Genomic DNA, 25,544 nt, shown 5'->3' on the forward strand with positions numbered 1-25,544 from the left:
CTTACTCGATGACGACGAGCGGCTCGCCGTATTCCACCGGCTGTGCATCCTGAACGAGAATGCGCGTGACGGTGCCGGAGCGATGCGCCGGGATCTGGTTCATGGTCTTCATGGCTTCAATGATCAGCAGCGTCTGGCCCTCGGTGACCTTGGTGCCAACTTCGGCAAAGGTTGGCTTGCCTGGCTCTGGCGAACGGTAGGCAGTGCCAACCATTGGCGAGGTCAGCGTGCCTGGGTTCGACGCGAGGTCTTCGGCTGCGGCAGGGGCAGCTACAGGAACCGAGCCAGCAGGCGCGATCGAAGCTGGCGCGGCAGCGGCTGGGCCTGGCGCATAATACTGCGGCGGAGGCGCCGCATAGGTCACGCCTTCATTGGCGTATGAGCGGGTGACGCGGACCCGGAAGTCCTCCTGCTCGATCTCGATTTCAGCGAGATTTTCCTTGTTGAGCAGCTCGGCAATGGTCCGGATCAGGTCCTGATCCACTTGCGATGACTTGGTCATTCTTGTCGGTCTCCCGCGCTAAACGCGTTGATCGTTATTTCAGTTTATCGGCGAGCGCTATGAGCGCCAGTCTATACCCGGTGACGCCAAAGCCGCAAATGACGCCAAAGGCGACGGCCGACACATAGGAATGGTGCCGGAAGGCTTCGCGCTGATGGATGTTGGAAATGTGCACTTCGGCAACCGGCAGGCCCACGCCCTTGAGGGCATCGGGGATCGCCACCGAAGTGTGCGAGTAACCGGCCGGATTGATGATGATGGCATCGGCGGTTTCACGCGCTTCATGGATCCAGGTGATCAGCTCACCCTCATGATTGGACTGCCGGAAATCGACGCTCAGCCCCAATTCGTCGCCGACCTGCTTGCACAGATTTTCGACGTCTTTGAGTGTCTCCGAACCATAGATTCCCGGCTCGCGAGTTCCGAGCAGGTTGAGGTTCGGGCCATTGAGGACAAGAACGCGCTTAGCCATTATTTTTGCCTTTTGCACCGGCGCTTTGGGACAGCGCAAGAGCGGTTATACGAAATGCACCGAAAAGGCAAAAAACACGGCAGAATTTGGGCCTTAGCCCTTGCATTGGGTCTCTCCACAAGCCCGCATATTGGCAATGCGGCTGCGCAGCTCGTCGGCGCCAATGGCACCGGGAATGATCTCGTTACCGATGATATAGGTCGGGGTGCCGGTGATGTTGAGCGCGCGGGCGATCTCGTAGGAGGTCTGGATCGACTTCGAGACGGCTTCGCTGCCCATATCGAGTTCGATCGACACCGGGCTCAGGCCCAGATCGGCAGCGGCGGCGAGGGCCACCTGCTTGTCGACCTGGCCACGGCTGGTGAACAGGGCTTCGTGGAAGGTCCAGTAGTCCACATCTGCGTCGCCAACCAGCACGGCCACGCGGGCCGCATCGATTGATTCGTTGGAGAGGATCGGGAATTCCTTGAGGATGACGCGCAGGTTCGGGTCTTCGGCCAAGAGGGCCGCCATGTCTGGCACAGCAGCGCGGCAATAACCGCAATTGTAGTCAAAGAACTCGACCAGCGTGACGTCGCCATCCGGGTTGCCAATGACGATCTGGCCGGGTGCGTTGAAGATCTTGTCCTGCATGGCGGCGATTGCCGTCTTGGAGCTGGCGCGGGATTCGGCCTGCAGGGTCGAATCGAGCGCAACGGACATGCGCTGCAGGATTTTTGGATCGCTCATCAGGTAGGATTCGATCAGCGGGTTGATCGTGTCGGCATCGATCGCGGCAACCGCTGGCGTCGATTCGGTTGGCTTGCGGGTCGCGTCATAGGAAGCGATGGCCTGGTCGATCATCACCTGAACGGCAGCGGTATCGGTCTGCGGCGCGGGCTTGTTGACCACCGAATAGCCCAAGGCCCCGGCCAAAACGCCCACCAGGGCAACAAGGGCAAAAGTGACGCGCGACATGGACCGGAGGCTCCCGCAATATTTCGTTGTGCTGCTTCTAGCAGAGCAGCAACCACATTGGCACCCAGGAGTGTCGGGCGTCTTACCCAAGCCATCAATTGTTGTTGAGGCACGCCGCAGAACGGGCTAGGCCCCATGGGTAGCAAGGAACCGCCCATGACCGACCAGCCTGCCGACGGCTTGATGCCATTTCATGCCATGGAAATCCTCAAGCGCGCCAAGGCCATTGAGGCAACCGGGCGGACGGTGTGCCACCTCGAGGTGGGTGAGCCCGGCTCTCCACCCGCGCCACGCGTGATCGAGGCGGTCGCCAGGGCTTTGCCGCAGGCGCAGGGCTATACCAATGCCAAGGGACTGCACGAACTGCGCGACGGACTGGCGAAATACTATGCCGAGCAGCACGCGGTCAGCGTCGATCCCGACTCGATCCTGTGCACCATGGGTTCGTCGGCCGGCTTCATCATTGCATTCCACACCGCATTCCGCCCCGGCGCGCGCATAGCCATCACGCGACCCGGTTATCCGGCCTATGTGAACACGCTGCTGGGCCTTGGCTTCGGCATCGCCGAAATTCCGCTGACCGCCGCCAATGGCTGGCGTCTGACCGGCGCCGATATTGCCGCCGCCCATGCCGACCAGCCATTCGATGGATTGCTGTTTGCCAGCCCGGCAAACCCGACGGGCGCCGCGGTCGACCGGGCAGGGCTGCAGGACATCGTCGATACCTGCAAGCGCCTCGGCGTGCGGCTGATCTCGGATGAAATCTACCATGGGCTCGACTATCGAGGCCCATCGGTCAGCGCGCTGGAGCTGACCCGCGACGCCATCATCATCAACAGCTTTTCCAAATACTATTGCATGACCGGCTGGCGCATCGGCTGGATGGTGTTGCCGGACGATTTGATCCGGCGCGCCGAAATCCTGCAGCAAAACCTTTTCATCTCGGCGCCAACGTTGAGCCAGATCGCGGCCACGGTGGCGCTCGGTGAGCGCGATTATGCGGAGGAACAAAAGGCGGGCTACGCCGCCAATCGCGTGCTGCTCAATGATGGCCTCCACGCGCTTGGCTTTGACATCGGCACCCCGTCGGACGGCGCGTTCTATGCCTATGCGGGCATCAGTTCATTCTCCAACGACTCGCTGAGCTTTTGCGAAACGCTGCTGGACGAAGCGGGTGTTGCGGTGACGCCGGGGATCGATTTCGACCGGGCCGGCGGCAACCGCTATGTCCGCTTCTCCTATGCCGGCAAGCGCGAGCAGATTGAACTCGCCCTCGAACGGATGCGTGGCTTTCTCAAGTAGTCCAGATCAGCGCGGATTGGCGGCGACGGCAAAAACGCGCAGGCGATGCCCGTCAGGGTCTTCGGCGGTAAAGGTGAAGCCAAAGTCCATTCGCGTGGGCGACTGCAGGATGGTTGCGCCCTTGGCGCTCCAGTCCTCGTAGGTTGCCGTAACCGCGGCGTCATTGTCTTCGCTGAAGCCAATTTCGAGGCCGCCGGCATCGCGCGGTGCCGGCTCGATTTCGCCCCTGATCCACAGCCCCAGTCGGATGCCATTGGGCAGCACATAGAGCACGAAGGATGGGCTGTTTTCGACCGGCTTGATGCCCAAGAGGTTAGAGTAGAATGCCTCGCTACGAGCGGGGTCGGCGACGGACAGCAGAAGGTAATTGAGAATACGCATGGTGGTCTCCTTTGATGGAGAGACCATGCGCCAATGGGGTGTCAGTTTCCGGCAGTGGCTGTCAGGTCGGGGGCGAAATGTTGTTCTGCGCTCGCCAGGCCTTGAGCATTTCCGCACGGCGACGCGGATAGCGAATCTCGGTCGTCTCAAGCCTCGTGATGCGATCGATGCGGAAATGGCGAAAATCCTGCCGTAACTCGCACCAGCCGCCAACAATCCGCGCCTGCTCGAAAAAGCCGATCAGGAACGGCCAGATCGTCCTTTCCGTTTCGCGGCCATCAAGGTCGGCATAGGTGATGATCAGCTTGCGCTCATCGCGGACGGCGAGGCGGATCAATCCGGCGTCGACGCTGGCTGGTGGCGGTCCCATCCGCGCGACCAGCAGATTGGTCGCCTCGGCCCGCTCGCGCAAATCCTTGGGCAGCACGGCGGTGATCTTGCTCAGCGCCTGCTTGGCCGATTGGCTCAACCGGCTGTCATCGGCACGCGCCGCGACCCAGCGCGAGCCTAGCACGATGGCTTCGATTTCGTCAGCCGAGAACATCAGGGGCGGCAGGGTAAAGCCGGGGCGCAGCACATAACCAAGGCCCGGCTCGCCAACGACGTCCGCGCCTTGCGCCTGTAGCGTGGCGATATCGCGATAGAGCGTGCGGATGGAAATGCCGAGTTCGGCTGCAAGGTCAGGCCCGGTCACCGGTGTCGTCCGGTTGCGCAGCAATTGCAGCAGATCGAGCAGTCGGTTGGTGCGAGACATGGGCGCTCAAAAAGAGAAAAGGCGGCCCGAAGGCCGCCTTTGTTATTTCTAGCCAAGACCGAGGCGGCGCTGCCACCAACCGGCTTTTTTCTTGGGCTGCTCTTCGGCATCGCCTTCGACTTCAGCCTTTGGCGCGCTGGAGGACACCACGACGCCTTCGGCGGGCAGTTCCTTTTTGACGCGACGCGACTTTGGAGCCTCTTCGGCAACCTCAGCTGCAGCTGGTGCTGCAACGGGTGCCTCTGGCGCTGGAGCAGGGGCCGCTTCAGCGACAGGCGCCGCTTCGGCAACCGACACAGCTGGCGCGGCTTCCTCCGTCTCAGCCTTTGGCTTGCGGGCCCGTGGCTTGCGCTTTGGCTTTTCGGCGGCAGCAGGAGCTTCCGCCTCAGCTTCCACCGGGGCCGCTACTTCGGCCGGTGCTGCAGCTTCAGCTGGCGCGGCTTCCGCCGTTTCAGCCTTTGGCTTGCGAGCCCGTGGCTTGCGCTTTGGCTTTTCGGCGGCTGCGGCAGCAGCTTCAGCTGCCGCTTCCACTGGAGCCGTTTCGGCAGCGACGATGTCGTCCTGAGCCAGCAGTTCGCCGGCAACAGCTTCGGTTTCCGAAGCTGTCAGGCCCTCTTCGCCAGCTGGCGATGGAGCGCGTTCTGCACCTTCTTCGCCTTCACGACGATTGCGGCGACCACCACGGCGGCCACGACGGCGGCGCTTGCGTGGCTCGTCATCGGAACGGGCCTCGCCGTTGGCGCCGACGGTTGCTTCCTCGTGGTCGCCTTCGGCGTCTTCGTCGTCAGCCACGGCTTCCGCTTCAACGCTTGGTGCCTGTGCGGCGCGCTGCTGCTGTGGACGCTGACCATTCTCTTCGCGATCGGCACCGCCACGACGGCGGCGACGACGACGACGACGGCCTTCGCCTTCACCAGCTTCGGCGGCGGCAGCAGCCGGACGGGCTTCTGCCTCGGCTTCTTCGTCCTCGACTTCGTCGATGATATCGTCGTCTGCGTCGTCTTCGATCACGGCGCTATCGACACGAACATGTTCGGTCGCGCGCTGTTCGGCATAAGCGATGACGCGGGCTTCGCCCTTTTCGATCGCGAACTGGTTACCGGTCAGCTTGCCGTCAGCCGTGATGGTGATCGACAGCTGATTGCGGATTTCGAGAGCAGTCAGAGTCTCGCGCTTGAAGTTGAGGATATAGAGCGCAACATCGACCGGCACGCGGACGTTGATCGACTGGCCCTGACGGCGCAGCACGTGATCTTCGATGTGACGCATGATCATCAGCGCCAGCGACTCGACCGAACGCACGAGACCCGTGCCATCGCAGATCGGGCACTTGTGGGTCGAGCTTTCGACAACGCCGAAGCGGATACGCTGACGGCTCATTTCCATCAGGCCGAAATGGCTGATGCGGCCAACCTGGATGCGGGCACGGTCGTCCTTGAGGCAATCCTTGAGCTTGCGCTCGACGGCCCGGTTGGAACGGTTCTCCATCATGTCGATGAAGTCGATGACGATCAGGCCGGCCAGATCGCGCAGGCGGAGCTGACGCGACACTTCTTCGGCCGCTTCCAGATTGGTCTGGAGCGCGGTGTCCTCGATATTGTGCTCCTTGGTGGAGCGGCCCGAGTTCACGTCGATCGAAACCAGGGCTTCGGTCGGGTTGATGACGATATAGCCGCCAGAGGGCAGGGTGACCGTCGGCGAGAACATCGAATCAAGCTGGGCTTCGATGCCATACTTGGAGAACAGCGGCTGATCTTCCTTGTAGAGCTGCACGTTCTTGGCGTGGCTCGGCATGATCATGCGCATGAAGTCTTTGGCTTCGCGGTAGGCGTCGTCGCCCGCGACCTGAACCTCGTCGATGTCCTTGTTATAGAGATCGCGAATGGTGCGCTTGATGAGCGAGCCTTCTTCATAGACGAGGCATGGTGCCTGCGACTTGAGGGTCAGCTCACGCACGCTCTCCCAGAGGCGCATCAGATATTCAAAGTCGCGCTTGACCTCGGCCTTGGTGCGCGAAGCACCCGCCGTGCGCAAAATGACGCCCATGCCCTGCGGCACTTCCAGATCGGACGTGATTTCCTTGAGGCGCTTGCGGTCTGCAGCGTTGGTGATCTTGCGCGAAATGCCGCCACCGCGAGCGGTGTTGGGCATCAGCACCGAATAACGGCCAGCCAGCGACAGATAGGTCGTCAGAGCCGCGCCCTTATTGCCGCGCTCTTCCTTGACCACCTGCACCAGCATGACCTGGCGGCGCTTGATGACTTCCTGGATCTTGTAGTGGCGACGGCTCTGGCTCGAGCGGCGACGCTCGGGCACTTCTTCAAGCGCATCGGCACCACCGATCGACTCGACAGGCTCGGTATTGGCCGGTGCCTGCTCGATATGGCTGGCGCCTTCCATGTCCTGCGTGTCGGTCTCGGCGTCAGGCTCGGTTACGCCTTCGGGGAGCGAGATGTTCTCGTCCACGTCGTCGTGATGGTCTTCGGCCTCTTCGTCGCGCAGCAGCGCTTCGCGGTCGGCAACAGGGATCTGGTAGTAGTCAGGATGGATTTCGCTGAAAGCGAGGAAGCCGTGGCGATTGCCGCCATACTCCACAAACGCAGCCTGCAAGGACGGCTCAACGCGCGTTACCTTGGCGAGGTAGATGTTACCCCGCAACTGGCGGCGGGTCGCCGATTCAAAATCGAACTCGTCGAGCCTGTTACCCGATGTGACGACAATCCGTGTTTCTTCCGGGTGGATGGCATCCACCAGCATTCTCTTGGTAGCCATTATGAACTCCGCGCGCTCGCGCGCCGACAAGAGGCCGCCGGATAGCCGGCATCCTTCTGGTGGCGCAGTGCGAGGCGAATGGTTTGGGGGTAGTGGCGCGCAGAAGCTCTGCCTTGAACGCACCGATATAGTTGGTCATGGCCGGAAGATGCAGCGTAGCAAAACGGCAATCGGACATATCGATCGCGTCACGTTCTGTTCGCCTGCGGGCCATCTGACCTCTTCCTATTGGGCTGCAAGCATCCGGAGATGGTCGCAACCGTCCGGTCCAGTGGGACCGAAATTCTTCAACGAAGCGCAGGATCTGCCGCTTCTGAACCAGCCTTTGGGATATCTCTTCGTTCCCTGAGCTGGCCACTTCGTGCGTCGCTGTCACTGCCCGATGGGCCGCGTAAACTGGTACCGCAAGAAGCATGCGCTTCACCTCTAAGCGTGTAGGGATGTTGCGACGGATTGGCAACAGGAAAGTCAAAACCTGACTGCGCACACCAATTCACAGTCCCTTTATTGGCCCGCCCCGCAAATCATCGCATAAGAGCTTTCGCGCCGCAGAATCGCCCGATCAGGGTGTCACGCGGTGTCTGCAGGAATATGGGGCCGCTCCGCTTGTTGAATTCCCTAAGACTGTTCATCGTCCCGTTCGTTGCGGCGCTTTGCCTTGCTGGCTCTTCACAGGCCCAGGATGCACCGGCGCCGGCGCCAGCAGCACCCGTGGCGCAGGTTGGCCTGCCCAACGTTATCGACGTGCGCGTCTCGGCGACGCCCGAACGGGCGCGGCTGGTCATCGACCTTGCCTCCAAGACCGAATTTGCCCTGGTGACGATGACCGACCCGGATCGGCTGGCCATCGACGTGCGTGCCGCGACCTTCTCCGTGCCCGAACCAACCGGTGTTCCGTCGGGCGAGGGCGTGGTTTCGGACTATGAGGTCGAGCAGGCGGCCGCCGACCGCGTGCGCACGATCCTGAACCTCTCCGGTCCGGCGCAGGTGCAGCAGGCCTATATGCTTGACCCATTCGAGGGACAGCCCGCCCGCCTCGTGGTCGATGTCATTCCCGCCACCGCCGAAGAATTTGCCGCCAACGTTGCGCGTGATCTGGCGGCATCAGGCACCGCCGCGCCAGCCATTGCGACTTCGACCCCGGCAGGCGGCTCCGAACTACCGATCGTCACGCGGCCACTGGTGGTGATCGATCCGGGCCATGGTGGCATCGATAGCGGCGCCGGCACCCCCAGCGGCGTCAAGGAAAAGGACATTGTCCTGGCCTTTTCGTTGAAACTGCAGGAACTGCTCGTCGCCTCGGATCGCTTCGACGTCGCCCTGACGCGCGAGGACGACACCTATCTGCGTCTTGAAGAGCGGGTCGCACTGGCGCGCACCAACAAGGCCGACCTCTTTATCTCCATTCACGCCGACAGCTTTCAGCAGCCTGAAATTCGCGGCGCCAGCGTCTATACGCGCGACGAGAACGCCACTGACGTCCTCGACAAGGTGCTCGCCGAGGCTGAGAACAAGACCGACGTGATCGCGGGCTTTGCCATGCCGCAAATGGCGCCTCAGGTGGTCGATATCCTGCTCGACCTGATGCGCCGCGAAATGCGCCACCAATCCTATATGGCGGCGCAAGCCATCGTGCATCAGCTGGAACCCAGCGTTGAACTGCGCCGGTTCCCGGTGCGCCAGGCCGATTTCTTCGTGCTGCAGGCGCCCGACGTTCCATCGGTACTGATCGAGTTGGGCTTCCTGTCCAATGCCGACGATATGGCCAACCTGATGCGCAGCGAATGGCAGGATCGCACCGCCGAAGCTTTGGCGCGCGGCATATCCTCCTATTTCGACAGTCTTGCCCCTGAAGAGTGATGTGACAATTCGGTCACGCCGCCTGACAAGCGATGCGAGCGGGGGAGAGTTTCGGCCTTGTGATCGAAATTTCCGCGCCCGTCTGCTATGATTCCACCTGAATTTCCGATGCGCTGTTGCGGCGGCTTCGGTGCATATGTGCGGTCGACCGGCTTTGGCGGGGCACGACCCTGGAGAGAATAACTATATGCTGCGCTTGCTCGGCTGGCTTTTTGGCTTCGGTATGTTTGCGGCTCTGGGGGCCATTGGCGTGGCCGCCATTTACCTCACGCATGTATCGGCTGAACTGCCCGACTATACGGTTCTCAAGGACTACCAGCCGCCGGTGACGACCCGCGTTCACGCGGCCGATGGCACGCTGCTGGCCGAATTCGCCCGCGAGCGCCGTCTGTTCCAGCCCATTGAAACCGTGCCGCCACTGCTGGTTGAAGCGTTCCTGTCTGCCGAAGACAAGGATTTCTACAACCACGGCGGCATTGCGCTCGACGGTATTGTCCGCGCGCTGCGCGACAACGTTTTGGCCCGCATGGATGGCAACAGCTCCATTCAGGGCGGCGGTTCATCGATCACCCAGCAGGTCGCCAAGAACTTCCTGTTGAGCTCCGAACAGACTTGGGACCGCAAGATCCAGGAAGCACTACTCGCTGTTCGTATCGAGTCGACCTTTTCCAAGGACCGTATTCTAGAGCTTTATCTCAACGAAATTTTCCTCGGCCTCAATTCCTATGGCGTGGCCGCTGCGGCGCTGAACTACTTCGACAAGGCGCTCTACCAGCTGACGCTGAGCGAAGCCGCCTATATCGCTGCACTCCCCAAGGGCCCGAACAATTACCATCCGTTCCGTCGCCCACAGGCCGCTGTCGAGCGCCGCAACTGGGTGATCGATCGCATGGTCGAAAACGGCTATGTCACCACCGAGCAGGCCAATGTGGCCAAGGCCGAGCCGCTCAACGTGTTCCCACGCGCCGGTGGCAGCCAGCTCTATTCGGCCGAGTATTTCACCGAGGAAGTGCGCCGCGAACTGGCCAAGCTCTATGGCGAAGACCAGCTCTATGGCGGCGGTCTGTCGGTGCGCACCACGCTTGAACCCAAGCTGCAGGAATATGCCCGCAAGTCGCTGATGGATGGCCTGATCTCTTACGATCACAGCCGCGGCTTCCGCGAGCCGGTCGCCAGCATCGAAATTGGCGACGATTGGGGCGTCGACGTTTCCAAGATCATCCCGCTCAGCGATGTGCCGGAATGGCAGTTGGCGGTCGTGCTGGAAGTCGGCAACAACCAGGCCAGCATTGGCCTGCGCCCGGATACCGTTGCCGGCGGCGCCGTGGCCGACGACCGGGTTGTCGGCACTTTGGCTGGCTCCGACATCAAGTGGGTCTCCAAATCCGTCCAGAGCTTCCTCAAGGTCGGCGACGTGATCTACGTATCGCCAGTGGCCGGCAAGGTCGGCAATTACACGCTCGAACAGGTGCCTGAAATCGAAGGCGCACTGGTTGCGATGGACCCGCGCACCGGTCGCGTGCTGGCCATGGTCGGCGGCTTCTCCTACGCCATGAGCGAGTTCAATCGCGCCACGCAGGCCCTGCGCCAGCCGGGCTCGTCGTTCAAGCCGATCGTTTATGCGGCGGCGCTGGACAATGGCTATACGCCGGCGTCTGTCGTGCTCGACGCGCCCGTCGAAATCCGCAATGGCGACGGCTCGATCTGGCGTCCGGAAAACTACGCGCAGCAGTTCTATGGCCCGCAGACCCTGCGGCGCGGCATTGAACGCAGCCGTAACGTCATGACCGTGCGCCTGGCCAAGGATATAGGCATGCCGCTGGTGGCCGAATATGCCAAGCTGTTCGGCATCTATGACAGCATGCAGCCGGTGCTCGCCATGTCGCTCGGCGCCGGTGAAACCACCGACATGCGCATGACCGCCGCCTATGCCACCATCGCCAATGGCGGCCGCAAGATCGTACCGACGCTGATCGACCGTGTGCAGGATCGCTATGGCGTCACTGTTTATCGCCACGATCAGCGCCTGTGCCAGGGCTGCGAAGCCACCAGCTGGACCGGGCAGGGCGAGCCCGTCATCGTCGACAATCGCGAGCAGGTGCTCGACCCGATGACCGCCTACCAGATCACTTCGATGATGGAAGGCGTTGTGCTGCGCGGCACCGGTACTGCAGCCCGCGTGCTGAACCGTCCTGTCGCCGGCAAGACCGGCACCACCAATGACTATAAGGACGCCTGGTTCGTCGGCTTCACGCCCGAACTCGCCGTTGGCGTCTATGTCGGTTACGATCGTCCGCGCTCGATGGGTAGCTCTGTGACGGGCGGCACCTTCGCCGTGCCGATCTTCACCGAGTTCATGGCCAAGGCGCTTGAAGGCAAGCCGCCAACCCCGTTCAACGAACCACCCGGCATGACCGACGCCTGGATCAACCCCAATACCGGCACCACGGCCTCGGCCGGCGAAGGCTCGATCAAGGAAGCCTTCAAGCCCGGAACAGGTCCAAATTCGATGACCTCGGTTATCGGCATCGGCGACATCAACGCCTATGACGCCGCCCAGCGCCAGCAGAGCATGCAGCAGGAATACGGCCAGAGCATCACGACCCAGCCCGCCCTGCAGCAACCAGCGGCAGCCGGCCAGCGTATCTATGATCCAACGACCGGCCAGTGGGTAGCACGCGGCGGTGGCGGACTGTTCTAATGCCGGACTTCGCAATCTGGCCGAACCCCGCGCTGACGTCAGCTGCCACACCGCGTCCGCTTGACATAGCGCTTCTCGATGCCGGTGAGCGGCTGCTGGCCGCCGCAACCGAGGTCAACGCCTATGGCCTTGCCGCAGCCCATCTTGGTCTGGTCGAGCCCGTCGTCGTGGTGAGCGTCGCTACCGATGTGCAACAGCGCGACTATCGCGTCATGTTCAACCCGGTTATCGGCGATGTCTCGACCGAAACTGCGATCGGGGCAGAGGGCTCGGTATCCCTGCCGGGCATCGAAGTCCCTGTAGGGCGCCCGGTCTGGGCCGACGTGTCCTACGAGACTGGTGACGGCCAGGCCCACAGCGAACGCCTCGAAGGCTTTGCCGCCCGCGTCGCTTTGCATGAAATCGAGCAGATGCAGGGCGTGTTTTTCCTGCAGCGGATCTCACGCATCAAGCGCGACACAGCGCTGCGCAAATTCGAGAAATCGAGGCGCTAGAAATCAGGCCCGCGCTGTTGCAAGGCGGGCCGGTGTTGTTCAGCCAGCCGGCATCACCGGAACGAAGACGATATAGGGCGTCGTCGGCTTTACGCCGGGTGGCACATAGGTCGGGGCAGGGTCGCCCGGCGCGCCAAGTGACAGAATATACTGATGCAGCGACCGGATTTCGGACTCGTCGAGTTCGTGCACGTTGAACCAGGGCATCGGCGGCATGGTCTCAAAATGCTTGAGATAGTCGATGAACTGGGTCTCCGAATATTTCGCCGCCTCGATACGCAGATTGACGGCGTAAGTCGTGCCCCACGGCCCCTGATAGCCCACCGGGCTACCGATTAGCGCCACGGCCGGATCGAGCACCCCATTGGCCTCGCTATATCCGGGCGTGTGGCAATCGTGGCACCCACCGATCTTGGCAATACGGGCGCCTTTTTCAACTGAGACATCCTGCGCGCTGGCAAGCGTCGCCATCGTCAGGAATGACATCCCGACGGCAAACAGCTTCGTATACACGGTAGCTACCTCCTCAACAGGTGAGGGGATGCTAGGCTTCTATTGCCCCAACTACAATGAGCGCCCATCTAGGCGGTTGATCCTATTCGGTGGGTCCGCTAAACGGGGCGCCGTTACTAAAGGAATTGTCCAATGCGTATGGAAATCGAAAGAGCCATCGCCGAAATCGAGCAGGTTTTGACCCTGCTGAGGAGGCATCTTTGACTGGGATACTGCTGAACTGCGCCGCGACGCGCTGACCGCCGAAACTGAATCTCCCGATTTCTGGAACGACGCCCAAAAGGCCCGCGCCAAGATGCGCGAACGCGACGAGCTTGACGTTGCCGTCAAGGCGGTGCGCGAGCTTGAAGCCGGCATCCGCGACAATGTCGAACTGATCGAGATGGGCGAAGCCGAAGGCGACGCCGAGATCGTCAAGGACGCGGAAAACGCTCTGCTTGAGCTCAAGTCCGTCGCTAAACGTCGCCAGATCGAGACACTGCTCTCGGGCGAAGTCGATGCCAACGATTGCTATGTCGAAATCCACTCCGGCGCTGGTGGCACCGAGAGCCAGGATTGGGCCAACATGCTGCTGCGCATGTATACCCGCTGGGCCGAACGCCGGAAGATGAAGGTCGAAGTGCTCGAAATGCACGACGGCGAAGAAGCCGGCATCAAGTCCGCGACCATTCTGGTCAAAGGACACAATGCCTATGGCTGGCTCAAGACCGAAAGCGGCGTGCATCGTCTGGTGCGCATCAGCCCCTACGATTCGGCGGCGCGCCGTCACACGAGCTTTTCGAGCTGCTGGGTTTACCCGGTGGTCGATGACTCCATCGACATCGAAATCCGCGAAAGCGATCTCAAGGTTGACACCTATCGTGCGTCGGGCGCCGGTGGTCAGCACGTCAACACGACGGACTCCGCCATCCGCATCACCCACGTGCCCTCGGGCATTATCGTGGCCTGCCAGCAGGAGCGCAGCCAGCACAAGAACCGTGCAACGGCCATGGCCATGCTGAAATCGCGCCTCTACGAGGCCGAATTGCAGAAACGCGAAGAAGCGGCAAACGCCCAGGCGGCCAGCAAGACCGATATCGGTTGGGGCCACCAGATCCGTTCCTACGTGCTGCAGCCCTACCAGATGGTCAAGGACCTGCGCACCGGCGTCGAAAGCGGCCAACCCTCAGTCGTGCTCGACGGCGACGTCGACGAGTTCATGGAAGCAGCATTGGCGCAGCGCGTCGGTGTGGCCACGGACGTCGCGGCCGACTAAGGCAAGAATACCCCCACCTAACCTCCCCCTGAAAAGGGGGAGGGACTGATCTAGTCTGACGCGCGATCCCGCCAGATCCAGCAGCCCAACTCCTCCCCCTATCAGGGGGAGGCGGGGTGGGGGGTATCCTCTAGGAAATGGCGCTCCGCCTAAGCGCAACTAGCCCAATATGGCCAGCAAGCGCTTCCCGGCCTCGAGAAATGTCTTGGGATTGATTGCGTTGTCGGCCTTGCGCACTTCAAAGTGCAGATGCGGTCCGGTCGAGCGTCCGGTCGACCCAACCTTGGCGATTGGCGTGCCGGTATTAACCGACTGGCCTTTTTCGCTCAAAAAACCCGAAAGATGCGCGTAGCGTGTGATCAGCCCATTATCGTGGGTCACTTCCACCACATTGCCATAGCCTGAGCGTGTGCCGACAAAGCTCACCACGCCCTTGCCTGCGCTGAGCACGGTCGTGCCCGATGGCGCCGCAAAGTCCAGTCCAGCGTGAAACGCGCGGCCACCCGAAAACGGGTCAGTCCGGTTGCCGAAGCCCGAACTCTGGCGGAAATTGCCCGAGATCGGCATATGGATCGGCGCGCCATCGATGCTTTCGCGCGCCACCTTGTAGCGTAGCAGGGCGGCCATTACGGCGTTGGCGTCGTCCACCACCGGCGAAGCGGCGTCACCACCTTCGATAGCGGGCAAGAGTGGTCCGCCCATTCCGTTAAGGCCCGATGGCAGGTTGACCCGGATGCCGAGGCCAGACAGTTCCGACACGATGCTATCGGTGCGCACCGTCGCCGTTTCGGCAATCGAGGTCATGGCATATTGGGTTTCGTTCATCATCCGCGTGACCGCATTGGCCGTCGCGCTGATGTCTGGATTGCCCGAGCTGGTCATGGCAGGCGCATAGGCCGTGTCAGCGCTGAAATCATGTGGCGGCGCAGAAGCCTCGATCCCGAGCGCGCCCGCCTTGTCGACCAGCACGCGCACCAACTGGTGCTGCTCGGTGAGCACTTCCTGCTGCTGTGCCAGTTCCTGCAGTTGCAGATTGATGTCGCCGGTCTGCGCATAGCTGCGCGAATGCAGCCGGTCGACCTCGACCCGCAGCTGCGCGATGCGATCTTCGTAGGCTTCCACGATCTGCGTGGACTGGCCATTCATCAGACGGGCGATGTCGGGCGAGAGCAGCAGCGCCGTGCCGAGCAGGGCGTTGCCGGAGAGCAGCACGGCAAACATGCCGTAAAACAGGCCAGGGTGGACGCCCATGGCGCGGCGTTTCTGCGGAGGTTCGGCCCGTGCAAAATTTCCCTGATTACGCACCCAACACACCCCGCGACGCCACAAATATGGTGACCGCAGTATGACGATGCATGGTTAACAAAGCTTATTTGGCTGGGTTTTCAGCCACATGCGCAGCAAGCGCTTCGAGCAGTTTTTCGGCATGACCGGCAATGCGCGTCGCCTTGATGATCCGCGCCACCCGGCCATCCGCGCCGATAATGAACGAGGTGCGGATCAGCCCCATGAACTCGCGGCTATAGAGTTTTTTGGGCTTCCACAGCCCGAATGGCTCGATGGCGAGGTGTTCCGGGTCTGCCGCCAGCGGCACGGTCAGGCCATGCTTAGCGCGAAACTTGGTGTGCTTTTCCAGCGTGTCCGGCGAAATGCCGATCAGAGTTGCCCCGAGGCGGGAAAATTCGGGCGCAAGTTCGGAGAATTGTTTGTTCTCGGTCGTGCAGCCACCGGTATCGTCCTGGGGGTAAAAGAATAATACAACCGGATGTCCGCGCTCAGCCGCAAGATTAAAAGTCCTTCCATCATCGAGTGGTAAGGTAAAATCCGGAGCAAGGTCGCCTTCGGTCAAATCTGGCATCAGGGACCTTTCAGTCAACAGTTGCGGCCAAGAGAGAATGTGGGTGTCAGTGCCATATTCCAGCCGGTATCATTGGGCAAGAGACCGCCTTCTGCGGTTGATTCTTGAGGTGCCAGCAGATATCGGCCCGGTCTCGTCGTGGAAGCAAGTGAGCGCGTCAACCTTACCCGCAGACACCCCGGTTTTGCCGTCTGCCTCGGGCACGCGGCACCCTGCGCGGCACGCGGCCAAGCTTGCCGTCTGGATATTGGGCATCCCCTGCGTTCTGACGCTGATCCTCTATCTCGTCTTGCTGTTCACCCCCGTGCGCCTGCCATTTGGCGGCGAAGCGGTGCGCTCGCTGGCCCAATCCGCCATTCCCGCAACCGCAACGCTCGAACTCGGCGAAATGGCGCTGACGCTGGAAAACGGCATCTGGCCGGTCGTCCAGTTCTCGCCGGTCCTATTCACCGACACCAAAAGCGGCGCGCGCATCACCACTGACGCGCTCGAGATCGGCTTTTCGCCAGTCCGTGCCATCTTCGGCCAACCGGGCGCGACCATTACTATCGTTCGCCCGCATATCCAGATGGTGCAGGATCTCTATGGGCCACGCCCCACCAGCTTTGCCATCGAGGAAAACGCTGACGGCGGGCCGCCCACCATCCGTATCAGCGAGGGTGACGATGCCTTTCCGGCCGTCGAGATTTCGCCAACCGGCGTTGATATCGAAGGCACCGACCAGCCGATCACCATGCGGTCTGACAATGACTGGCTGATCTACAATCTGGAATCGGGCGAGCACAGCATTGCCGATATCGTCGATCAGGCCGCCCAGGGGCGGTTTTCGCGCCTCGTTGTGCGCGACGGCACCGTCGATATGAACGACGTCGTGTATGGCCTCTATCGGCGCTTTGAAAAGATCAACGTCGCCATCGAGCCAACGGCCAACCGCCGCAAGACCGATGCCACATTCTCCGCCACGCTGGGCGGTCGCGTCATGACCGGTGGCCTCAGTCGCACCGTCGATGATGATGGCGGCTCGCGGCTTGAGGCCGATGTCACCAATATCGACTTCGCGGCATTCCTGCCCTTCATCGACGATCCCACCAGCATGGCTGCGATGCGCGGGGCCGGGGCGTTGTCGGTCGATGCGAACTTTACCAAGGACGGCGGCAAGCTCATCGACGGCAATTTCAAGGTCGACCTGACCGGGCTCGATCTGCGCCTCAAGGATGCCTATTTCCCCATCGCCAGCTCGATCATGGAAATCAGCTGGTCGCCCGAAGCGGGGGAGTTCACCCTCAATGAGGCGGCGATCCAGCTCGGCGACAGCAGCGCCTACATATCGGGCACTTTTGCCATGGGGCTGGACCCGACCTATGGCCCGACCATGGCCATGCTGATCAAAGCTCGCGACGTGGTGATCGATCCAACCGACATGGACGCCCCCGCCGCGCCCTTTGACAGCATGGAGTTTACCGGCTGGTCGGCACCGCTCTACGGGACACTGGGCATTGACCGTTTTCTCGCCAGCAAGGGTGACGGGACCGTGGAAGGCGCCGGACGGATCGATATGCTGCAGGCTGGCCTTGGCGTTAATCTGTCGATCGTCGGGAAGGGCGTTACGGCCGACGATCTCAAGCGCCTCTGGCCATATACGATGGGCACCGAGAGTCGCGACTGGTTCGTCGCCAATGTGACCGAAGGCAAGGTCGAGCGCTCGCGGATGGATTTCAAATTCCCGGTTGGCTCGATTGGCCGCGAAGGGGAAGACAAGCCGATCCCCGAAAATGCCATTCAGATCGACATGGTTGGAACTGGCGTGGCCGTCAAACCAACTGCCGAAATGGCGGCTATCGCCATCGAGGGCGAAACGCGGCTGCAGCTTGATGACGCCAATCTCACGGTCTCGGCCGGTGGCGGCAGGCTGACGACAGCCTCGGGCGATATTCGCGTCACCAACCCGGCCGTGATCATGGACAATTCCAATCCGGCCGAGAGCATCATCGAGGTCTCCGGCGACATCAACGCGCCGATCCCGGCGCTGCTCGCTCTGGCCAAGGAGCAGCAGCCCGACGCCGTCGCCAATGCAACGCTGCCCATCGACCTCAATGCCGTCACGGGTTCGGTCGATATGGGGCTCGTTGCAACGATCAACCTCGCCGACGAGGCCAGCGGGCGGCCGATGGACATTGGCTATGTAGTCAATGGCACTGTCAGCAATTTCGCCAGCAGCAAACCCATTCAGGATCGCAAGATCGGCAATGGCCAACTGGCTTTCAGCGCCTCCCAGGACGGCTATCAGCTCGGCGGCACCGCTGAGATCGACGGGCTGCCGGCTGAACTCGAAATCGCCGGTACGCCCACCACCGACCCATCGATCAAGCTGGGTTCGACCATCGACGTGGCCGATCTGGCCAAGATGGGCTTTGACGCCTCGGAATTCATGAGCGGCACGGTGCGCTTCATCGCGCAACCGACGACCGACGGCGCGCTCAAGGTGGTGGTCGACCTCAAGGACGCGGCGGTCAACATCAAGGATATCGGCATCCGCAAGGCGGCAGGTGCGGCGGGTTCGCTTAGCGCGACCGTCAAGCCCTCGGGCGATGTGACAGAACTCAGCGACATCAACCTGGCCTTTGGCACGGTGACGGCGGTCGGCGACCTGACCTATCACGCCAAGGATGGCCAGGTGTCCGCCAATTTCAGCCAGTTTGGCCTCAGCAGCGGCGACCGCACGCAACTGGCGCTGCGGCCCATCGATGGTGGCTACGCCGTCCAGATCAATGGTAGCCAGCTCGATCTCAAGCCAATGTTGCGGCAGTTTTTCGGGCTCGGTGAAGGTTCGGGTGGCGTGCAATCGACCCAGTTCACCCAGACCATCTCGCTCGACGTCAAGCTCGACCGCGCGCTCGGCTACTACGCCACCACGGCGTTCAACGTCGATCTGAACCTGTTGCTGCGTGGCAGCGATATGCGCCGGGCGAACCTGACGGCACAGTTCAGCGACGGCAACGGTATCTCGGTCACCACCAATCCGGCCCCCAATGGCCGCACGCTGTCGGTGGCGTTCAACGATGCCGGCACCATCCTGCGCCTGCTCGGCGTTTATTCGCAGCTCGCAGGTGGTTCGGGCAATCTGGTGCTGACGACCGACCGCAAGGTCAATGCCGAGGCCGGGCAACTGATCATGCGCGGCTTTTCGATTGTCGATGAGGCCAATGTCATTCAGGTGCTGGGCAATCACTCGGATTCCCGCAATGCCATCGCGCGACAAAACCGCCTCGATTTTGACGGTGCGCAGGTCGATTTCCAGCGCATGCCGGACCGCATCGAGGTGACCAAAGCGATGTTGACCGGCGACATGGTCGGCGGCACGGCGCGCGGCTTCATCTACACCAATAGCCGCCAGTACGATCTGACCGGCACCTATGTGCCGCTGTTCGGGCTCAACAACGCGTTCCAGCAAATTCCGCTGCTGGGACCATTGCTCGGCGGTCGCGAAGGCGAGGGGCTGCTCGGGGTCACCTTTGCCGTCAGCGGACCGCTCGACAAGCCAGAGTTCAAGATCAATCCGCTCTCGGCCCTGGTCCCCGGCGCCTTCCGCGAACTGTTCGAATTCCGCGCGCAGGAACGCCCACAGATTAGATAGACCACCCCGATCTGCGTTTCAGGGTCTCAAAACACAACAGAGGGGTTCCCGCTTTGGCGGGAACCCCTCTGTTAGCAGAACACCGATGGACAGTGGTCTTAGACCGGCTTGATCAGCGCATGGCGCTTCTTGCCGACCGATAGCTTGATGACGCCCTCAGGCAGCAGCGCATTGTCGCCGATGTTGAGCTTGTCGTCCTCGATCACCGCATCATTGACCCGCACCGCACCCGACTGGATATGGCGACGTGCCTCGCCGTTCGACCCGGCAAGACCAGCCGTCACCAGTGCGGCGAGAATGCCGAGGCCGTTGGCCAGTTCGGCATGGGTCACGGTCGACGTTGGCAGGGACAGGTCGATCGAGCCTGTTTCAAACGTCTGGCGTGCTGTGTGCGCCGCTTCTTCAGCCGCAGCACGGCCATGCACGATGGCGGTGATCTCGGTCGCCAGAATCTTCTTGGCTTCGTTGATCTCGGTTCCACCCAGCGCTTCCAGCTTGGCGATTTCGCTCAGCGGCAGGCGCGTGAAGATCTTGAGGAACTTGCCGACGTCGGCGTCTTCGGTGTTGCGGAAATACTGCCAGAAATCATAGGGGCTGAAGAGGTCGCCATTGAGCCAGACAGCGCCCGATGCGGACTTGCCCATCTTTTCGCCGCTCGACTTGGTCAGCAAAGGCGTCGTCAGCGCATAAAGCTGTTCGCCGCCCATGCGGTGATTGAGGTCCACACCATTGATGATGTTGCCCCACTGATCAGACCCACCCATCTGCAGCACCGTGCCATAGCGCCGGTTCAGCTCGGTGAAGTCGTAGCCCTGCATGATCATGTAGTTGAATTCGAGGAAGCTCAGCGACTGCTCGCGGTCCAGCCGCAGCTTCACCGAATCAAAGCTCAGCATCCGGTTGACCGAAAAGTGGCGGCCCACATCGCGCAGGAACTCGACATAGTTCAGCTTCAGCAGCCAGTCGGCATTGTTGACCATGGTGGCTGGATTGGAGCCCTCATAGTTCAAGATGTTGCTGTAAACCTTCTTGATGCTCTCGATGTTGACGTCGATCTGCTCGGTGGTCAGCAGCTTGCGCTGATCATCGCGGAACGACGGGTCGCCAACCATCGAGGTGCCGCCGCCCATCAGGCTAATCGCCTTGTGGCCGGTTTCCTGCAACCAGTAGAGCATGGTGACCGAGATCAGATTGCCGATATGGATCGACGTTGCCGTCGCGTCATAGCCGACATAGCCGCTGATCGGGCCCTTGAGCGCCAGCGCGTCGAGCCCCTCAGGGTCGGAAATCTGGTGAATGAAGCCGCGCTCATCGAGAACGCGCAGGAAGTCGGATTTGAATTTTGTCATTTAAAGACCAACGAGGCTGTTGAGACCTCATGGTGAGCTTGTCGAACCACGAGGTCGGTGCATGCGGGACCCCGTCCTTCGACAGGCTCAGGATGAGGTCCCTTCCAACGGATCGCGAAGCTGCGCTTTAAAACTTAGCGCCCGCCGCCGGCGGCGATCTCGAGCCGGCGACGGTCGAGATAATCAGCCGAACGCGTGGTCAGTTCGTCGATCTTGCCTTCAAAGAAGTGGTTGGCGCCCTCGACGATCTGCTGCTCGATGACGATGCCCTTCTGGGTCTTGAGCTTGTCGACCAGCTTCTGCACCGACGTTGGCGGCGCAACGCGGTCCTTGTCACCATGGATGATCAGGCCCGAAGACGGGCAGGGGGCGAGGAACGAGAAGTCGTAGAGGTTTTCTGGTGGCGCAACCGAGATGAAGCCTTCAACTTCTGGACGACGCATCAGAAGCTGCATGCCGATCCAGGCGCCGAACGAAAAACCGGCAATCCAGCAGCCGCGCGATTCGCGGTTGATGACCTGCAGCCAGTCGAGCGCGGCGGCCGCGTCGGAGAGTTCACCGATGCCGTGATCGAACATGCCCTGCGAACGGCCGACGCCGCGCGAGTTGAAGCGCAGCACAGCGAAGCCGCGCTCGGCGAACATATAGAAGAGATTGTAGACGATCTGGTTGTTCATCGTCCCGCCAAACTGCGGATGGGGATGAAGCACGATGGCGATCGGAGCATTGGGCTCCTTGCCTGGCTGGTAACGGCCTTCCAGACGGCCCTCGGGACCATTGAAAATCACTTCTGGCATGGGTCAACTTTTCCGGCCACTTTTGGCTCTATTGCGTGGTCTTCTCGGCTCCGCGTCGGCGGCGTTGCGGCTTGACTAAGCGCGCCTCGCTGCCTAAAACATGGGTCGAAAACACCAGTTTAGAATTGTTCAAAACGGGTTTTAGGCCGCATAGCGGCCTGTAAGTGCGCCCCTTGTAATGAAGTTGGGCGTCAAATTTCAAGAAGTGTTTGGATTCGATGGCGCTACGACGCCTTGAACTGGACATGGATGGTATGACCGGCGCGCATGCGCCACCTGGGAAACCAATGACGCGAGCGGCGATATATCTCGATCACAACGCCGCGTCCCCGCTTCTGCCTGAAGCGCGGGCGGCGCTGATTGCTGCTCTGGACCTCGTTGGCAACCCATCCTCCGTACACGGCCACGGCCGCGCGCTGCGCAATATGATCGACACCGCTCGCTCCCAGGTCGCGACCCTCGCGGGCGCCGAGCGCAAGCAGGTGGTGTTCACCGGGTCTGCCACCGAAGCGATCACGCAGGCCATTGTCGGCGGCGCCAAAACCTTCGCATCGACCGCCATTGTCATCAGCGCCGGCGAACATGCCGCAGTCGCCAAGGCCGCCGAGGCAACTGGCTTGCCCGTCATCACCATCGCGCTTCTGGCCGATGGCAGCATTGATCTCGATCAACTGGCCAAGACTGTCGCTGATGCCGAGGGCAACCTGCTGGTCGCGCTGCATTGGGTGAACAACGAAACCGGCGTGGTGCAGCCAATTGGCCGCATCAACGCGATCGTTGGTCCGACCCGTCACACACTATTCATCGACGCGGTACAGGCCTTTGGCAAGCTGCCCCTCGAATTTGCCGCTTCCGCACCCGATATGATGGCGGTCAGCGGCCACAAGATTGGCGCTCCGGCCGGTATCGGCGCACTGCTGGTCAAGGCGCATGCCGATGTCGTCCGGCTTATTCCCGGTGGCGGGCAGGAGCAGGGCAGGCGCGGCGGCACCGAGGCTGCGGCCCTGATTGCGGCGTTTGGCGCGGCTGCTGCGGCCATCGAAACGCGCTATGCGACCGCCAACGTTCAGTCGTTGATCGCTCAGCTGGAAGCCGCACTTTCCGGCGACGCAGTGGTGTTCGGGGGCAATCGTCTGGGCAATGTCACAAATTTTGCCGTGCCCGGCGTCAAGAATACGACGGCGATGATGGGGCTGGACCTTTTGGGTCTGTCCGTTTCGTCAGGTTCGGCCTGCTCGTCGGGCAAAGTCGGACCAAGCCATGTGCTGGCAGCCATGGGCGTATCGGCGGATCTCGCCGAATGTGCCCTGCGCGTTAGCCTGGGCTGGAATTCCACGGCGGCGGACGTCGATGCGTTTACTGCCGGTTACCAATCAATCCTTGAGCGCCAGCGGGCGCGGCAAGGGCAGGCGGCTTAGGCCGCGCAAGAGTTTTGACGGCTCGCGGCGACCTTGAATCGCCAGTCGGGTAAATAGGAGAAGCCAATCATGGCGGACTACGACGACATTCCGACGCTCAAGGAAAACATTGACCGCGCCACCGTTGACTCGGTGCGTTCGCTCGATGTGGACAAGTACAAGTACGGTTTCGAGACCGATATCGAATCCGACATGGCTCCAAAGGGCCTGAGCGAAGACACTGTCCGCTTCATCTCCGCCAAAAAGAATGAGCCCCAGTGGATGCTGGACTGGCGTCTCGAAGCCTATGCGCGCTGGCTGACCATGACAGAGCCGAACTGGGCCAAGGTTCATTATCCGAAGATCGATCTTCAGGACATGTACTTCTACGCCGCGCCCAAATCGACGCCGGCGCCGACCAGCCTCGACGAAGTCGATCCTGAACTGCTCAAGATGTACGACAAGCTCGGCATTCCGCTCAAGGAGCGCGAAATTCTGGCTGGCGTCGAGCGTCCCAAGGTTGCCGTCGACGCGGTGATGGATTCGGTGTCGGTCGTCACCACGTTCCGCGAAGAACTGGCCAAGGTTGGCATCATATTCTGCTCGATCTCTGAAGCCATCCGCGAGCATTCCGAGCTGGTGCAGAAGTACCTCGCTTCGGTCGTGCCGGTTTCGGACAACTATTATGCCACGCTGAATTCGGCAGTCTTCACCGACGGATCGTTCGTCTACATCCCCAAGGGCGTTCGCTGCCCGATGGAGCTGTCGACCTATTTCCGCATCAACGAGAAAAAGACCGGCCAGTTCGAGCGCACGCTCATCATCGCCGAAGCTGACTCCTATGTGAGCTATCTCGAGGGCTGCACCGCTCCGATGCGCGACGAAAACCAGCTGCACGCCGCAGTGGTTGAACTCGTTGCGCTCGAAAACGCCGAGATCAAGTATTCCACCGTCCAGAACTGGTATCCGGGCGACAAGGACGGCAAGGGCGGCATCTACAACTTCGTCACCAAGCGTGGCGATTGCCGTGGCGACAATTCCAAGATTTCCTGGACCCAGGTGGAAACCGGTTCGGCGATCACCTGGAAGTATCCAAGCTGCATCCTGCGTGGCGACGGTTCGCGCGGCGAGTTCTATTCCATCGCCATTTCGAACGGCTACCAGCAGGTCGATAGCGGCACCAAGATGATCCATCTGGGCAAGAACACGTCTTCCCGGATTATCGCCAAGGGTATCGCCGCCGGCTTCTCGGACAACACCTATCGCGGTCAGGTTTCTGCCCACGCCAAGGCCAAGAACGCCCGTAACTTCACCCAGTGCGACAGTTTGCTCATCGGCGACAAATGCGGTGCCCACACCGTGCCTTACATCGAAAGCCGCAATGGCACGGCGGTGTTCGAGCACGAAGCCACCACGTCCAAGATCTCCGACGACCAGATGTTCTACTGCGCCCAGCGCGGCCTCAACGAGGAAGAAGCTGTGGCCCTGATCGTCAATGGCTTCGTCCGCGACGTGCTGCAGCATCTGCCCATGGAGTTCATGGTCGAAACCCAGAAGCTGATCTCGATCAGCCTCGAAGGCAGCGTGGGATAAGTTTTGGGGTAGGGCGCCGGAAAGGCCCCCTCACCCGGCGCGTTGCGCCGACCTCTCCCCCAAAGGGAGAGGTGAAGAGCAGAATGATGGCTCGCACCCACCTCTCCCTTTGGGGGAGAGGTCGCCCGAAGGGCGGGTGAGGGGCCTTAACGAAACTGGCGACTAACTGGCGCCCTGGAGACCGACTGATGACCACCCCAATCCTTGAAATCCGCAACCTGCATGCGCGCATTGAAGATCGTGAAATCCTCAAGGGCGTGAACCTGATCATTCCGCCCGGCGAAGTGCATGCCGTGATGGGCCGTAACGGTTCAGGCAAGTCGACGCTGAGCTATGTGCTTGCCGGCAAGGAAGACTACGAAATCACCGACGGCGAAGTCCTGCTCGATGGCGAAAACCTGCTCGACATGGATCCCCATGAGCGCGCGGCTGCCGGCCTGTTCCTAGCCTTCCAGTACCCGATCGAGATCCCCGGCGTCGCCACCATGACCTTCCTCAAGGCGGCCATGAATGCCCAGCGCAAGGCGCGCGGCGAAGGCGAACTGTCGACCCCGGACTTCATGCGTGCGGTCAAGACCGCAGGTACCGATCTCAACATCGACACCGATATGCTCAAGCGCCCATTGAATGTCGGTTTCTCCGGTGGCGAAAAGAAGCGCGCCGAAGTGCTGCAGATGGCACTGCTCCAGCCCAAGATGTGCATCCTCGACGAGACCGATTCCGGCCTCGATATCGATGCGCTGCAGGTTGTGTCCAAGGGCGTCAACGCGCTGCGCAATGGCGGCCGTTCGATGCTGGTCATCACCCACTATCAGCGCCTGCTGAACCACATCGTGCCCGACGTGGTGCATGTGTTCTCCGACGGCAAGATCGTCGAGAGCGGCGACAAGGACCTGGCGCTTCAGCTCGAAGCCAAGGGCTATGCCGACTTCGACGGCGCGGCGGCCTGATCC

General features: G+C 61.3%; 20 protein-coding genes. 9 read left to right on the top strand and 11 right to left on the bottom strand.

Annotated elements, in window-relative coordinates; translation table 11 throughout:
• Position 1: 1 nt before the first annotated feature.
• The 3 genes from accB to ABIE28_RS06845 all read right to left on the bottom strand — a co-directional run bounded on the left by accB (position 2) and on the right by ABIE28_RS06845 (position 1,931).
• The gene (accB, locus tag ABIE28_RS06835; RefSeq protein WP_354061342.1) at positions 2-502 is read right to left on the bottom strand and encodes an acetyl-CoA carboxylase biotin carboxyl carrier protein; all 501 of its coding nucleotides are present in this window, start codon (positions 500-502) and stop codon (positions 2-4) included.
• Positions 503-536: 34 nt separating this feature from the next.
• Positions 537-974, bottom strand: coding sequence for a type II 3-dehydroquinate dehydratase (gene aroQ / locus ABIE28_RS06840; protein WP_354061344.1), 438 nt, complete (start codon positions 972-974; stop codon positions 537-539).
• 93 nt (positions 975-1,067) lie between these two features.
• Entirely contained in the window at positions 1,068-1,931 is an 864-nt protein-coding gene (locus ABIE28_RS06845) for a DsbA family protein (RefSeq protein ID WP_354061346.1), read from the bottom strand.
• Between the two features lie 156 nt (positions 1,932-2,087).
• On the opposite strand from ABIE28_RS06845, the gene ABIE28_RS06850 reads away from it, so the two are divergent.
• Positions 2,088-3,233 carry a pyridoxal phosphate-dependent aminotransferase gene (locus ABIE28_RS06850; protein ID WP_354061348.1) on the top strand — a complete coding sequence of 382 codons (1,146 nt, stop codon included), beginning with the start codon at positions 2,088-2,090 and terminating at the stop codon, positions 3,231-3,233.
• 6 nt (positions 3,234-3,239) lie between these two features.
• Here the strand turns inward: ABIE28_RS06850 and ABIE28_RS06855 are convergent, their stop codons facing one another.
• The 3 genes from ABIE28_RS06855 to ABIE28_RS06865 form a co-directional block, all read right to left on the bottom strand.
• Positions 3,240-3,614, bottom strand: a complete 375-nt coding sequence (locus ABIE28_RS06855; protein ID WP_354061350.1) for a VOC family protein — start codon at positions 3,612-3,614, stop codon at positions 3,240-3,242.
• A 61-nt stretch (positions 3,615-3,675) separates the two neighbouring features.
• Complete coding sequence (locus ABIE28_RS06860) at positions 3,676-4,368, bottom strand: helix-turn-helix transcriptional regulator (RefSeq protein ID WP_354061352.1); 693 nt, start codon at positions 4,366-4,368, stop codon at positions 3,676-3,678.
• 48 nt (positions 4,369-4,416) lie between these two features.
• Entirely contained in the window at positions 4,417-7,140 is a 2,724-nt protein-coding gene (locus tag ABIE28_RS06865) for an Rne/Rng family ribonuclease (RefSeq protein ID WP_354061354.1), read from the bottom strand.
• A gap of 606 nt (positions 7,141-7,746) precedes the next feature.
• On the opposite strand from ABIE28_RS06865, the gene ABIE28_RS06870 reads away from it, so the two are divergent.
• From ABIE28_RS06870 to ABIE28_RS06880, 3 genes are all read left to right on the top strand, one after another.
• The gene (locus ABIE28_RS06870) at positions 7,747-9,000 is read left to right on the top strand and encodes an N-acetylmuramoyl-L-alanine amidase (RefSeq protein ID WP_354061356.1); all 1,254 of its coding nucleotides are present in this window, start codon (positions 7,747-7,749) and stop codon (positions 8,998-9,000) included.
• Positions 9,001-9,187: 187 nt separating this feature from the next.
• Positions 9,188-11,701: a penicillin-binding protein 1A gene (locus tag ABIE28_RS06875; protein WP_354061358.1), complete on the top strand. Its 2,514-nt coding sequence runs from the start codon at positions 9,188-9,190 to the stop codon at positions 11,699-11,701.
• On the top strand, positions 11,701-12,195 hold the full coding sequence (locus tag ABIE28_RS06880; RefSeq protein ID WP_354061360.1) for a peptide deformylase: 495 nt from the start codon (positions 11,701-11,703) through the stop codon (positions 12,193-12,195). The genes ABIE28_RS06875 and ABIE28_RS06880 overlap by 1 nt, the downstream gene beginning before the upstream one ends.
• A 39-nt stretch (positions 12,196-12,234) precedes the next feature.
• Here ABIE28_RS06880 and ABIE28_RS06885 read toward each other — a convergent pair whose 3' ends face one another.
• A complete protein-coding gene (locus ABIE28_RS06885) occupies positions 12,235-12,708 on the bottom strand; it encodes a c-type cytochrome (protein WP_354061362.1) in 474 nt (157 codons plus the stop codon).
• Between the two features lie 132 nt (positions 12,709-12,840).
• Between ABIE28_RS06885 and prfB the strand changes: the two genes are divergently transcribed.
• A protein-coding gene (gene prfB, locus ABIE28_RS06890; protein WP_354061364.1) for a peptide chain release factor 2 occupies positions 12,841-13,963 on the top strand; the annotation gives its coding sequence in 2 pieces (ribosomal slippage) (positions 12,841-12,909 and positions 12,911-13,963; 1,122 coding nt in all).
• A 159-nt stretch (positions 13,964-14,122) separates the two neighbouring features.
• Here prfB and ABIE28_RS06895 read toward each other — a convergent pair.
• Positions 14,123-15,214 carry a M23 family metallopeptidase gene (locus ABIE28_RS06895; RefSeq protein WP_354061366.1) on the bottom strand — a complete coding sequence of 364 codons (1,092 nt, stop codon included), beginning with the start codon at positions 15,212-15,214 and terminating at the stop codon, positions 14,123-14,125.
• 118 nt (positions 15,215-15,332) lie between these two features.
• Positions 15,333-15,821, bottom strand: a complete 489-nt coding sequence (locus tag ABIE28_RS06900; RefSeq protein WP_354061368.1) for a peroxiredoxin — start codon at positions 15,819-15,821, stop codon at positions 15,333-15,335.
• 148 nt (positions 15,822-15,969) lie between these two features.
• Here ABIE28_RS06900 and ABIE28_RS06905 point away from each other — a divergent pair, with 148 nt between their 5' ends.
• A complete protein-coding gene (locus tag ABIE28_RS06905; protein ID WP_354061370.1) occupies positions 15,970-19,455 on the top strand; it encodes a YhdP family protein in 3,486 nt (1,161 codons plus the stop codon).
• Positions 19,456-19,553: 98 nt separating this feature from the next.
• Here the strand turns inward: ABIE28_RS06905 and tyrS are convergent, their stop codons facing one another.
• On the bottom strand, positions 19,554-20,804 hold the full coding sequence (gene tyrS, locus ABIE28_RS06910) for a tyrosine--tRNA ligase (RefSeq protein ID WP_354061371.1): 1,251 nt from the start codon (positions 20,802-20,804) through the stop codon (positions 19,554-19,556).
• A 134-nt stretch (positions 20,805-20,938) separates the two neighbouring features.
• Positions 20,939-21,601: an alpha/beta hydrolase gene (locus ABIE28_RS06915; RefSeq protein ID WP_354061373.1), complete on the bottom strand. Its 663-nt coding sequence runs from the start codon at positions 21,599-21,601 to the stop codon at positions 20,939-20,941.
• 287 nt (positions 21,602-21,888) lie between these two features.
• On the opposite strand from ABIE28_RS06915, the gene ABIE28_RS06920 reads away from it, so the two are divergent.
• The 3 genes from ABIE28_RS06920 to sufC all read left to right on the top strand — a co-directional run bounded on the left by ABIE28_RS06920 (position 21,889) and on the right by sufC (position 25,541).
• Complete coding sequence (locus tag ABIE28_RS06920) at positions 21,889-23,019, top strand: cysteine desulfurase family protein (protein WP_354061374.1); 1,131 nt, start codon at positions 21,889-21,891, stop codon at positions 23,017-23,019.
• A 69-nt stretch (positions 23,020-23,088) separates the two neighbouring features.
• Entirely contained in the window at positions 23,089-24,591 is a 1,503-nt protein-coding gene (gene sufB, locus ABIE28_RS06925) for a Fe-S cluster assembly protein SufB (RefSeq protein ID WP_354061376.1), read from the top strand.
• A 200-nt stretch (positions 24,592-24,791) separates the two neighbouring features.
• Positions 24,792-25,541, top strand: a complete 750-nt coding sequence (gene sufC / locus ABIE28_RS06930) for a Fe-S cluster assembly ATPase SufC (RefSeq protein WP_354066416.1) — start codon at positions 24,792-24,794, stop codon at positions 25,539-25,541.
• Positions 25,542-25,544: the final 3 nt, after the last annotated feature.

Source organism: Devosia sp. 2618 (assembly GCF_040546815.1).
GTDB lineage: Bacteria > Pseudomonadota > Alphaproteobacteria > Rhizobiales > Devosiaceae > Devosia.

Bases quoted from the DNA above. Each gene is read 5' to 3' on its own strand.
- accB (WP_354061342.1), bottom strand. From the start codon at position 502: ATGACCAAGTCATCGCAAGTGGATCAGGACCTGATCCGGACCATTGCC.
- aroQ (WP_354061344.1), bottom strand. From the start codon at position 974: ATGGCTAAGCGCGTTCTTGTCCTCAATGGCCCGAACCTCAACCTGCTC.
- ABIE28_RS06845 (WP_354061346.1), bottom strand. From the start codon at position 1,931: ATGTCGCGCGTCACTTTTGCCCTTGTTGCCCTGGTGGGCGTTTTGGCC.
- ABIE28_RS06850 (WP_354061348.1), top strand. From the start codon at position 2,088: ATGACCGACCAGCCTGCCGACGGCTTGATGCCATTTCATGCCATGGAA.
- ABIE28_RS06855 (WP_354061350.1), bottom strand. From the start codon at position 3,614: ATGCGTATTCTCAATTACCTTCTGCTGTCCGTCGCCGACCCCGCTCGT.
- ABIE28_RS06860 (WP_354061352.1), bottom strand. From the start codon at position 4,368: ATGTCTCGCACCAACCGACTGCTCGATCTGCTGCAATTGCTGCGCAAC.
- ABIE28_RS06865 (WP_354061354.1), bottom strand. From the start codon at position 7,140: ATGGCTACCAAGAGAATGCTGGTGGATGCCATCCACCCGGAAGAAACA.
- ABIE28_RS06875 (WP_354061358.1), top strand. From the start codon at position 9,188: ATGCTGCGCTTGCTCGGCTGGCTTTTTGGCTTCGGTATGTTTGCGGCT.
- ABIE28_RS06880 (WP_354061360.1), top strand. From the start codon at position 11,701: ATGCCGGACTTCGCAATCTGGCCGAACCCCGCGCTGACGTCAGCTGCC.
- ABIE28_RS06895 (WP_354061366.1), bottom strand. From the start codon at position 15,214: ATGGGCGTCCACCCTGGCCTGTTTTACGGCATGTTTGCCGTGCTGCTC.
- ABIE28_RS06900 (WP_354061368.1), bottom strand. From the start codon at position 15,821: ATGCCAGATTTGACCGAAGGCGACCTTGCTCCGGATTTTACCTTACCA.
- tyrS (WP_354061371.1), bottom strand. From the start codon at position 20,804: ATGACAAAATTCAAATCCGACTTCCTGCGCGTTCTCGATGAGCGCGGC.
- ABIE28_RS06915 (WP_354061373.1), bottom strand. From the start codon at position 21,601: ATGCCAGAAGTGATTTTCAATGGTCCCGAGGGCCGTCTGGAAGGCCGT.
- ABIE28_RS06920 (WP_354061374.1), top strand. From the start codon at position 21,889: ATGACGCGAGCGGCGATATATCTCGATCACAACGCCGCGTCCCCGCTT.
- sufB (WP_354061376.1), top strand. From the start codon at position 23,089: ATGGCGGACTACGACGACATTCCGACGCTCAAGGAAAACATTGACCGC.